The sequence below is a fragment of the Hymenobacter psychrotolerans DSM 18569 genome, from assembly GCF_900142395.1.
Taxonomy (GTDB): domain Bacteria; phylum Bacteroidota; class Bacteroidia; order Cytophagales; family Hymenobacteraceae; genus Hymenobacter; species Hymenobacter psychrotolerans.
The window spans coordinates 66,961-77,065 of sequence record NZ_FRAS01000020.1; the positions used below are offsets into that span (position 1 = coordinate 66,961).

Genomic DNA, 10,105 nt, shown 5'->3' on the forward strand with positions numbered 1-10,105 from the left:
ACTTGCTTCTCGCGCTGCGAAAGCTGGTTTCCGGGTTTTTTGCGTCTGGGGGTACTCGGTTCTCTGGGCGCGAATCTTCCACTTAGGAGCGGGAAGCACGCTACCTATTACGCTACCCTAGTATGGTAACCCAGTTCGTGCTGCGTAAGCAGAAGCAAAACAAGGCCGGAGAGTGTCCGGTGTATCTAATGGTGTACTTCGACGGGGCGCGGCTGGCCTGTTCGACGGGCGAGAAGTGCCGGCCGGCAGACTGGAACGAAGACCGGCAGCAGTTCCGCAAGTCTTACCCACTGGCTGAAGAAGCTAATAACCTGCTGAAACTGATGGCGGGCAATGTGCTGAAATGGTGGCGGGGCGTGCGGGCTTCGGGTGAGGTGCCTACGGTGGCCGGGCTCAAAGCCTCGCTGCAACCGGCGGTGGTGGCCATGCCACCAGCCCCGCTGCTGGTGGTTGAGGAAGTTATGCAGTTTCGGGAAGTGATGCGCCGGCGCGGGCTGATGTGGAACACGCTGCGCCACTACTTGGTAACGGCCAACTGGCTGCGCAACTTCGAGCAGTGGGCCGGCCGGAAGCTCACGGTCAGCGGCTACGACCTGGCCACCCACGACCTGGTGCTGGCCTACCTGCGCCACGATCGGGAACTAAGCCCCAATTCCCTCTATACTGTGGGCAAAGACCTGCGGCGGCTTTTCGGATACCTGCGGGACGAACGGGGAATCTGCATCAGCGTGGAGCCGCGCAAGCTACGCGTGGCGTGTCAGGACACGGATAAGGTGTATTTGTCGGCCCAGGAAATGGAGCGGGTGCGGGTGGCGGTGCTGCCCACCACCCTGGCCCCGGTGCGGGACGTGTTTCTGTTCTGCTGCTACACCGGCCTGCGCTACTCCGATGTATTGCAGCTGCACGGCGGCAACGTGGAGACTTTGGCCGACGGCTCGGGCCGGGTACTACGGCTCACCCAGACCAAAACCCGCACGAAAGTCAGCGTGTACCTTACTGCAGCAGCTTCGGCGGTGCTGGAGAAATATACCTGCCCGGAGCGGACCGGGCCGGGGGCGCGGCTGTTGCCGGTGTATCAGAACCAGGTGATGAACCGCTACCTGAAACGAATTACGCGGCTGGCGGGTGTATCGTCCGGGGTTGAGGTAGTAGAGGTGCGGGCCGGCCAAGTGCTAAAAACGATGCGGGAGAAACACGAGCTGGTGACTATGCACACGGCCCGCCACACCTTCGCCACCCAGAGTCTGCTGCGCGGGATGCCGGTGGAGGTGCTGCAGAAAATACTGGGGCACGCCAGCATCAAGACGACGCTGGTATACGCTAAAATCGTGGAGGATTTCCAGCACCAGACTATGCGGCGCATCTGGGACGCTCAAGGGGTTACCGACAGCTCGGGGGCTCTTGATAACCAAATCTGCGCCGTGGAGCCCTCGGCGGCCTGAACATTTGCTTTGACTTGTACAACGCGGCCCGCTACCATAGCGGGCCGTTTTTGTAGATGGCGGGTCAGGTTATATAAAACTGTCAGGTTAACACGACTTAGTATATCATAATACACTAATCAATATAATTATTGTAAAACTTTACTACTTTTAAGTCTATGCGTAGTTGGCCCCGCCGGCGTTCTTACGCCGTACCTCGGGCAGCATCAGCCGGAGCACCTGCCGCTGGAAATCCGGGTGCGCGTCGGCGTGCTGCGCCATCAGCCAGAAATTATCCGAACTTTTCTGCCCTACCAGCCGGAAGCCCGGATACCCCACCTGCCGCACGATCTTCTCCAGCACCGGCTGGTGGCGGGCAAAGTTGTCTTTTTCGACCTGCACCAGGTCCCGGCCGGCACTGTCGGGCTGTTGCCTGAACATCTGCTGCATCGGCCACTGGTCGACGTACGCCAGGCTATCAAGCGTTTTGCTAACCTGAGGATAGAGCATAGCGGCTGGCTTGCTCTGAGCCACGGCCTGCGACAGGCCAACGGCGGCCAATGCTAGTAAGAACCAATACTTCATCGGGATGCAACGGAAAAGAATGGGATACCGCTAGTGGACAGACGGGCACGTACCAGCCACAAGAAACAACCCTTTTCTGACTCAGCAGCGCAACCGGCGTGCTCAGGCCTTCTACTAAAAACTAAAAGCTGAACATGGCCAGGCGAACCTAACTGGATTTCTTTTGGGTAGCAAGGGTGGCAACAAACCAAAAATGGGGCTGTATCTTGGCCCTTATGGCAGAATCGACACTTTCCACCCTGGCCGAGCGTATTGGCCTGCTGCACGAGCGGACCCAGCAGGCCGCGGTGCAGCAGGTGAATTACTGGTTGACGGTGCGCAACTGGCTGATTGGCTGGCATATTGCCGAGTACGAGCAGCACGGCGCAGACCGGGCCGCTTACGGCGCCCGGCTGATGCCGGAACTGGCCCGGCGCCTGCAGCAGGGGCGCGGGCTGTCGGCCCAGCAGCTGTATCGGTGCGTGGACTTTTACCGGACCTATCCGGCAATTCTCTCAACACTGTCGGGAGAATTGACCGGGCTGCAGCTGCCCGCCCTTCCCCCCCTCGAGGCTGCGGCCAGCGCTGCCGGCCTGGAGCCCCGGCTGCTGCTGAGCCGCCTGAGCTTCTCGCACTTTCTGGAGCTGCTGCCGCTGGAGAACCCCCTGCAACGGGCCTTCTACGAGGTGCACGCGGTGAAAAACAGTTGGTCGGTACGGGAGCTGAAACGGGCCATTGAGTCGGCGCTGTACGAGCGAACGGGCCTGTCGACGGACAAGGCGGCCGTGCTGGCCGGCCACGCCGGGACGCAGGCGTTGGCGGTTACCGACGTGGTGAAGAACCCCTACGTGCTGGAATTCCTGGGACTGCAGCCGCAGGTGAGCTACAGCGAAAGCGAGTTGGAAGCGGCTATCATCGCCCACCTGCAAACCTTTCTGGTGGAGCTGGGGCGGGGGTTCTGCTTTGAAGCCCGGCAGAAGCGCATCACCTTCGACAACGAGCACTACTTCATCGACCTGGTTTTCTACCACCGCATCCTGAAGCGGCATGTGCTGGTGGACCTGAAAATCGGCGCGTTTAGCCACGCCGACGCCGGCCAGATGAACGTGTACCTAAACTATTACCGCGAAAACGAGATGAGCGAAGGCGACAACCCGCCGGTAGGTCTGATTCTGTGCGCGCAGAAGAACGACACGCTGGTCCGCTACGCTACCTCGGGCATGGCAGAGCAGATGTTCGTGAGCAAGTACCGGGTAAACCTGCCGTCGGAGGCCGAGCTCCAGGAACTGGTGCGCGCCGAACAGGTCCGCCTGGCCGCCCAGGAGGCAGCAGCTTCCCCTGCACGGAACCCGTACGACCCCGCCTAAGGGAAGCCCCCCCGCGGAAGCAATTCACTCAGGTCACCAGCACGGGCTGGTGGAGCGTGGCCCAGGCCCGCAGCAGGCGGGCGTACTTCTTACGACCCTGCGCCATCGTGGCGGCGTCGGCCGACAGCTCCACCAGCCAGATGTCGTGCGGGGCTTTCTTCTGCACGCCCACTATCAGGAACCGGTCGGCCTGCAGCACGTCGGTGTAGAAGGCGGCCTGGCGGTCGTAGTCGTACTGCTCGATGGTGGCCACGAACTGGGCATAGTCGCGGCAGCTGGTGGTTTTGAAGTCGACCAGCACCCGGCGGCCGAGGCGGGGCGTTACCACGAGCAGGTCGGGGCGGATTTTGACCGTCAAGCCGGTTTCGGTGTGGGTAGCGGTGTGGGTCAGCTCGGGGGTGCCCCTGTATAACAGGTCGCGGCAGTAGCGGTGGCGGCGCACGGCGGCGGCCAGGTTGTCGAGGAGGCGCAGCTGGGCCGGGGGTAGGTCCTGCGGGGCTTGGTAGCGGTGAGGCTCCAGTACGGCGCACACGGCCCCGGTTTCGTCCACGAAGTACACCTCGGCCCACACTTTCTTGCCCATGTTGAGGATGTTGTCGGCGAAGACGCGCAGCGACATGGGAATAAAGCTGAGGGTTTTGCCGAGCACCTTTTCGCCGTTGACGTTGAACACGCCGGCTTTCAGGTCGGCGCGGATCTGCTTGGGGTGGCCGGGCAGGTAGCGGAAGCGGCTGGTCTCGGTGATTTCGCCGGTTTGCTCGTCTGCGGTGGCCGTGAGGTAGGCGCGGCTGGGGGTCAGGGTAGCGACCGAAGCGGCAGCTGTAACGGTGGCAGCTGGGGCGGCTGCGGTCTTGGGGGTTTTGGTGGCAGTTGCCATAATAGGAAAGAGGTAAAAGGTGGGGCCAGTCGGCGGCCAGCCCCTTCGCCGTAATGGGTAGTGAAATGAGCAAGGCGCGGAAGACTAGCGGAACTGCCTGTCGTGGCAGAGAATGGCCCGGCCCACGATGCTGTCCTGGCCGCGGGCTTCGGGCTGGTACTGGTACCAGAGGTAGGTAGCCAGCAGATTCAGGTAGCAGGGCTGGCGGAACTTGCCTTCGTCGTCGATTATCAGAATCAGCTCGTCGGTGAGGCGCACCACGTCGACGGTCTGGCAGTCGAGCAGCCGGTAGAGTTCGGCCAGCTGGAAGCTGCGGCCGTTGGCGGGGCTCACGGGCCGGGGCTCGGCGCTGTGCGGGTCGAGTAAATGGGGCTGATAAGTAGTAGCGGTGGCGGGCATATGGTGGGGTATTGGGGCCCGCGCCGCCGGGAGCTGGCGCGGGCTGGTTAGTAGTTTATTTCAGGTCCCAGGGGTGCGGGTGGTAGTCTTCGGCAGGCTGGGGTAGTTCGCCGTAGCGGTCAGCCGGGCGCAGGCGCGGGGCATTGAAGCGGGCGGCGGCGGCCGTGGCCGCCTCCTGCGTGACATAGCGGCCGGGGGCAGCCTGCATCTGGTAGAGGCCGGGGCAGCCGGGCACGGTGCCGGGCTGGGCTACGTCCTGCACCACGGCCCAAGCGGAGCCGGCGGCGTAGAGGCAGGCCGCATACCAGCGGCCTGCCTGCGGTGCGGGGGCCATACTCATGCCTGCCCCTGCTCGAATAGTAGCGCCTCTACCTTCTCCCCTAGCGCCCGCTCCTGGGCGCGGCCCACATAAAGCGGGCGGCCGGTGCGCCGGCAGTACACGCCGCGCACCTGTACATGGGGCTGCTTGCGGCCCGACCAGTTGAACTCATCGGCGGAAACCCACTGCACGTAATAGGAAACGGCGGCCGTGACCTCCCGAAGCCCGCCGAACAGCGAAACCGAAAGCTCCCGTTCTTCAAAGCACTTGCGGCGGTTGTAGGCCCCCAGCCCGGCCGGGCTGGGGGCTACGGTGGCGGCCGGGCTACGCATGGACGCGGCGGGCTACCCGGTGGCGACGCGCCCGGCAGGCGAAGCCGGGACGGGTGAGCTGCACCCCGCACAAGGCGGCGGCGGTGCGGCTGATGATGTGCTGGGCGCGGTGGCGGCTGACCTGGACGCCGGCAGCAGCAGCGGCAGCCACGGCGGAGGCAATGGCCTGGAACGGACACTGCTGGGCATCGTAAGTGCTGATATAGCAGGCACCGCCTACGTGGTAGGACACCTGATACTGGGTGTACTGATGGCCAGAGGGCAAAACGCCGTGGACAATGGCGGCAGAGTGGCCGGCAACGGGGCCCGCCCAGGCGGCGGCAATTAACTGCGAGAACTGCAAGGTGGTGAACATGGCTGTAGAGGTTAGCCGTGGGGTGCGCTGCGGTGCGGGCCGGGCCCAGCTGGCGCCGCGGGCGCAAGACGTCCGGGCCTCTCCCGAACTATTACACTAATATACGTTAAAATATTATTATATGATACATTATTAGGTAATGATAATTATCCACATAATACACCTTAATACGCCAATAGCATGTATATTGTAGTATGATAAAAATACAAATGATAGTGGGTGTGGTGGGCAGCCGCGCCCTGGCGCACTGCCCACCACTGCTGGCCCGCCTGGATGCGCTGCACAGAGCCGGCGAGTTGGCAGAGGTGGTGAGTGGCGGAGCCGCCGGGGTGGATGCCCTGGCGGCCTGCTGGGCAATGCGCCACGGAATACCGCTGACCGAGTACCTGCCGGACTACGCCGCCCACGGAAAGGCTGCGCCGCTGGTGCGCAACAGGCAGCTGGTGGCGGCGGCCGATGTGGTGCTGGTGTGCTGGGACGGGGTGAGCCGGGGCACGCTGGACGCGGCCCGCAAGGCGGCCCGGCTGGGTAAACGGCTGGAATGGCTGGTAGAGCCCGCGCCCGGCGCAGCGCAAGTACCGGGCGGGCTGGGGCTATAAGGCCTGCCCCGCCATGCCTACCGATGGTGGCCACCACCGCCGCCCCTGCTGCGTGTAGCTGAGCCGCCAAGGCTAAACAAGCCCGCCACGACCCGCACGGCTGCCGGCCTCACAACGGAACTACCCGACGCCTGCGCGTGCCCTTGCGGCACTGTGCCGAACCGATATGGCAGCGCGGCCGACCTGCCACCACTGAATGACCGGGGGTCTGGGGGGCCGCCCCCAGATAAACACCGCCCGAAGGGCACCTTATGAGGCCCCCGAATCAATAAGCCGCTGTGAGCCGCTGTAGCTGCGCCTGGGGCCGATGCCGATGACCGGCCGACCAACGGGAGGGTGGGCATGAAAGCCGCCGTGCGACACGTCATGCAAAGCGCGAAGCCCCATGCGGCGGGCTACTGTGAGCCTGAGTCGAAGCCCGCCGTCCGGGTAGCCGCCGTGAGCCGCTTCTGAGCTGCATTCTTATGTGACGGCCATGTACTTCTTGGCCCTGTTTTCGGTTCATGTCGGCTGGAAACAGGGTTTTCTTATGTAACGGTTATGTAACTGCGGGTGGAAAACGGCCAGGACGCCCCGCTTGGGAGGTGGCGACGACAGGAGCCGGCGACCTTAGCTGCGCTGACCTTCGGTTGCGGATGAGCGGCTTGAGCCAGTGCGGTGGGCTGGCGTCAGGGTGCTATCGGGGTGGGTGGGTAGGCAGAGGCTGGCCGACCAGCGGGAGGCGGGCCGGGGTGGTGGGTTCTGGCAGCGGAGGCTGGGGGCCTTTTTCTGGCCCTGGGCCGGAGCGTAGAACGACAATCGTAGCAGCAGACCACCCAGCATCAGCCAGAATCAATAAGCATGCGCTAAGGATGGTAAGGGCCGGACGGGGCCGTGGCAACTGTTACCGTCGTAGCGGCGGGTGTCGTCGAGCAACGAGCCCCGGCCGGGTGCGGAGCACCGTAGCGAAGCGAAGCCCTGAACAGCCTGGGCCGAAGGCAGCGCCCATCTGCATATAAGTCAATTTGCTTATCAGCTGTCTACAATATTCTTTATTACACAATAGTGTAAATTTTGCATCTTTGTTGCTGTACTACTACAAATTACTGCTTCATGCCTCGCGCACTATCTATGCGACCTGAACAGCTGCCTCAGCTTACGGGAAAACAGTTGGCTACTCAGGCCCATCGACTCAACCAAGCATTGCCGCATTTGGCAGCCGCCTACGCGCAAGCTCTCGGCCGGTGGCTGGGGGACCCAGTGTTGCGGCTGGTGGGTCGGCCCATCATCACGGAGTGCTACCGGAGCCCAGAGCGCCAGAATGAGCTGTACGCGCAGGGGCGCACCAAACCGGGCCTTATCGTAACCTACAAGCGTGGGGGTGAATCGAAGCACAACCTCTCTCCCACTCCGGCGCTGGACGTGGCGTTTTTGCTGGCCGACGGGTCGGTATCATGGTCGGGGCTGCTGCTGAGCAAGTTTGCGCGGCTGATGAAGGCGGCCGATGCGCGGGTGGTGTGGGGCGGTGACTGGCTCACGTTCAAAGACCGGCCGCACTTCGAGGTGCTGGCGGTGCGGAAAGGAGGTGATGGACGTGGATAGCCTGATACTGGCAAACTGGGGCGTGGTGTCGTCGGTGGTGGGTGGGGCGGTGGCCGTGCTGCTGTACTTTGTGAAGAACTGGCGGGCGGTGGAAGAGTTGAAGGTGACGTGCCAGAAGCAGGAGTCGCAATCGGCGGCGCTGGCGCTAAAGGTGGATGACTACCACGTGGCCGCGGTGGCGCGGGAGGCCAAGCTGCGGGAGGAAATGAAGCGGCACGCCGAGCAGGTGCGCGTGGAGAGCTTGCAGCAGCGGGCCGAACTGCGCAAGGAGATGACCGAGCTGGTGCTCAAGCTCACCGAGCGGCTGGCCAACATCGACAAGACGATGGCGCTGGTGGAGGAGCGCACCAAAGTGCTGACCGAGGCCAGCAAGGAGCAGGATTCGCGCAACAAGTGGGCCGACCGGATTTTGGCCCGGTTGGAGCAGAAATAAGGTGTCGGGAGGTGGTTGTCCGTTGTCAGTGGCGGCCTTCCCGACCTTTCCTAACAACGGACAACAAGCAACCAACAACTACTCACATGGACAAGAAACTCACAGTACTCGATCGGGTGACGCTGCCCACACCCCGATTCTTCCGGAAGGTACGCACCATTGGGGCCGCGCTGGCGGCCGTGGGCGGTATCCTGGCGACGGCGCCGGTGGCGTTGCCGGCCGTGGTCGTGACTATCGGCGGCTACCTGGTGCTGGCCGGCTCGGTGGCGGCAGCCGTGTCGTCGGTGGCCGTGGACCCGGACGCCGATTTGAAAACGCCCGCCAACGGCCCGGCGCAGGGCGGGGCGGCTTCGCTGTAACCTTCTCTCCTACTCTTCACCTCATCATCATCATGGCAACCAGCCCTCCTACCGGCGACAATGCCCGCAAGGGGGCCGTGCGTAAACGGTCTCAGACATTCAATCCGGCGACGAAACAGTTTGTGAAACGGGACGCCAAGTCGGGGCGCTTCCTGGACGTGAAGGAAGACGGCAAGCCGTTCAAGGGCGTGCGAAAGGAAAAGAAACAACGGCCGTCCTGATTGGCGTGCTAACGACAACGGCCACCAGATAGGTGGCCGTTGTTATATTCGGGCTGCGGTCCCGGATAGTGTGTGCGGGCCGCAGGGGCGGGTAACTCGGTTACTGGCTACACCACACCTGTTGTAAGAGAGGCCCGGCCGCAAGGCCGGGCTTTCTTTGCGTCACGGCCTATTCCTTACCGTTCAATTCACCACCTATGTACCCATACCAACATGTTGGGGCCGCTGACTTGCCTGGTGAGGAGTGGCGAGCTGTAGCCGGCTTTGATTACTATGAAGTGTCCAGCCTGGGGCGAGTTCGTTCGGTAGACCGTTTCGTGGTGGACAGAATGGGGCGGACGCTGCCTAAGGCCGGACGCATCCTGAAGCAGAAGCAAACTTTCAAAAAGAATGACACGACCGGGGTGCCAAGTGTGAGCTTACAAGTATCACTCTACCCCGACGCCAAACCCCGGTATATGAATGTGCGCCGGCTGGTATATGCGGCCTTCGTCAACGCGCAGTTGGTTCAAGAGCTGGTGGTAATGAACCGCGACAGCGACGGTTACAACAACTGCGTGGAAAATCTGCTGCCGGGGACGAAAAGTGAGTGGGCGCGGCGCGTAGACACGCGGGGCCGGCGTACGTCGGCGCTGAGCTACGTAGACCGCAGCAAATGGCCTAAAAATTCTGGGGGCTATCAGAAGCAGAGAGCAGTAGGACAATACGATGCGGCGGGCAAATTGCTGAACCACTACGTGAGTATTGCGGAAGCAGCTCGTCAGACGAATAGTGACCTGTCCAGCATCAGCAGAACAGTGCGCGGGCTGAAAAAGCACTATAGAGGATATAGTTGGCGCTATATGAAGTAAAGTGCATAACTGATGTTATACAGTGCCTACACTGAGTCGCTGGTAACACCCTTCTACCAAGCTTGTAAAGTGAGGTGGTCTAGCTAAAACGGACAGCGAGAAGTCTTAACTTCCGCTGCTCATGACTGAAAAATCGAATCCTGTAGGAAACCCCTCCACCCGCAAGAAATACACGCCGGCTTTTAAAGCCGAGTGCGTCCGCCAAGTAGCGGCTGGTACCCGGCAAAGCGACGTGGCCCGTGCCCAGGGCATTTCACCGGCCCTGCTGGGGCGCTGGCAACGCCAAGCCCTGGAAGCCGCCGTCCCCAGCAGCGCGGAGCGCGACGAAATCAAGCAGCTGCGGGCCGCGCTCAAGCGCGTGGAAATGGAGCGCGATATTTTAAAAAAAGTCGTGACCATCTTCTCCCAACCGCCTCAGTCATGAGCC

At 62.3% G+C, this 10,105-nt stretch carries 15 protein-coding genes; 9 read left to right on the forward strand and 6 right to left on the reverse strand.

The genetic code is table 11. The annotated features are described in order from the left end of the window. Window positions 1-122: 122 nt before the first annotated feature. Entirely contained in the window at window positions 123-1,442 is a 1,320-nt protein-coding gene (locus BUE15_RS16450; protein ID WP_073287586.1) for a site-specific integrase, read from the forward strand. Between the two features lie 156 nt (window positions 1,443-1,598). On the opposite strand, the gene BUE15_RS16455 is transcribed toward BUE15_RS16450, so the two are convergent. Further along, on the reverse strand, window positions 1,599-2,006 hold the full coding sequence (locus BUE15_RS16455) for a hypothetical protein (RefSeq protein ID WP_139252359.1): 408 nt from the start codon (window positions 2,004-2,006) through the stop codon (window positions 1,599-1,601). Window positions 2,007-2,221: 215 nt separating this feature from the next. Here BUE15_RS16455 and BUE15_RS16460 point away from each other — a divergent pair, with 215 nt between their 5' ends. Next, window positions 2,222-3,352: a PDDEXK nuclease domain-containing protein gene (locus tag BUE15_RS16460; RefSeq protein WP_073287588.1), complete on the forward strand. Its 1,131-nt coding sequence runs from the start codon at window positions 2,222-2,224 to the stop codon at window positions 3,350-3,352. Between the two features lie 28 nt (window positions 3,353-3,380). Here the strand turns inward: BUE15_RS16460 and BUE15_RS16465 are convergent, their stop codons facing one another. The 5 genes from BUE15_RS16465 to BUE15_RS16485 form a co-directional block, all read right to left on the reverse strand. Beyond that, complete coding sequence (locus tag BUE15_RS16465) at window positions 3,381-4,229, reverse strand: PD-(D/E)XK nuclease-like domain-containing protein (protein WP_244535966.1); 849 nt, start codon at window positions 4,227-4,229, stop codon at window positions 3,381-3,383. 84 nt (window positions 4,230-4,313) lie between these two features. After that, the gene (locus BUE15_RS16470) at window positions 4,314-4,628 is read right to left on the reverse strand and encodes a DUF3846 domain-containing protein (RefSeq protein ID WP_073287591.1); all 315 of its coding nucleotides are present in this window, start codon (window positions 4,626-4,628) and stop codon (window positions 4,314-4,316) included. A gap of 55 nt (window positions 4,629-4,683) precedes the next feature. Beyond that, window positions 4,684-4,968 carry a hypothetical protein gene (locus tag BUE15_RS16475; protein ID WP_139252360.1) on the reverse strand — a complete coding sequence of 95 codons (285 nt, stop codon included), beginning with the start codon at window positions 4,966-4,968 and terminating at the stop codon, window positions 4,684-4,686. Beyond that, the gene (locus tag BUE15_RS16480) at window positions 4,965-5,279 is read right to left on the reverse strand and encodes a hypothetical protein (protein ID WP_073287594.1); all 315 of its coding nucleotides are present in this window, start codon (window positions 5,277-5,279) and stop codon (window positions 4,965-4,967) included. The genes BUE15_RS16475 and BUE15_RS16480 overlap by 4 nt, the downstream gene beginning before the upstream one ends. After that, window positions 5,272-5,634: a hypothetical protein gene (locus tag BUE15_RS16485; protein ID WP_073287600.1), complete on the reverse strand. Its 363-nt coding sequence runs from the start codon at window positions 5,632-5,634 to the stop codon at window positions 5,272-5,274. Before BUE15_RS16485 ends, BUE15_RS16480 begins: the two co-directional genes overlap by 8 nt. Window positions 5,635-5,828: 194 nt before the next feature. On the opposite strand from BUE15_RS16485, the gene BUE15_RS16490 reads away from it, so the two are divergent. The 7 genes from BUE15_RS16490 to BUE15_RS16520 all read left to right on the forward strand — a co-directional run bounded on the left by BUE15_RS16490 (window position 5,829) and on the right by BUE15_RS16520 (window position 10,102). Next, window positions 5,829-6,233 carry an SLOG family protein gene (locus BUE15_RS16490; RefSeq protein ID WP_084549129.1) on the forward strand — a complete coding sequence of 135 codons (405 nt, stop codon included), beginning with the start codon at window positions 5,829-5,831 and terminating at the stop codon, window positions 6,231-6,233. A 1,110-nt stretch (window positions 6,234-7,343) separates the two neighbouring features. Beyond that, on the forward strand, window positions 7,344-7,814 hold the full coding sequence (locus BUE15_RS16495; RefSeq protein WP_244535967.1) for a M15 family metallopeptidase: 471 nt from the start codon (window positions 7,344-7,346) through the stop codon (window positions 7,812-7,814). Further along, the gene (locus BUE15_RS16500) at window positions 7,801-8,247 is read left to right on the forward strand and encodes a hypothetical protein (protein ID WP_073287605.1); all 447 of its coding nucleotides are present in this window, start codon (window positions 7,801-7,803) and stop codon (window positions 8,245-8,247) included. The genes BUE15_RS16495 and BUE15_RS16500 overlap by 14 nt, the downstream gene beginning before the upstream one ends. A gap of 86 nt (window positions 8,248-8,333) precedes the next feature. Continuing rightward, a complete protein-coding gene (locus tag BUE15_RS16505; protein ID WP_073287607.1) occupies window positions 8,334-8,606 on the forward strand; it encodes a hypothetical protein in 273 nt (90 codons plus the stop codon). 32 nt (window positions 8,607-8,638) lie between these two features. Then, the gene (locus tag BUE15_RS16510) at window positions 8,639-8,827 is read left to right on the forward strand and encodes a hypothetical protein (RefSeq protein WP_073287609.1); all 189 of its coding nucleotides are present in this window, start codon (window positions 8,639-8,641) and stop codon (window positions 8,825-8,827) included. A 197-nt stretch (window positions 8,828-9,024) separates the two neighbouring features. Continuing rightward, window positions 9,025-9,678, forward strand: coding sequence for an NUMOD4 domain-containing protein (locus BUE15_RS16515; RefSeq protein WP_073287611.1), 654 nt, complete (start codon window positions 9,025-9,027; stop codon window positions 9,676-9,678). A gap of 121 nt (window positions 9,679-9,799) precedes the next feature. Beyond that, complete coding sequence (locus BUE15_RS16520; RefSeq protein WP_073285727.1) at window positions 9,800-10,102, forward strand: transposase; 303 nt, start codon at window positions 9,800-9,802, stop codon at window positions 10,100-10,102. The last annotated feature ends 3 nt before the right edge of the window (window positions 10,103-10,105 follow it).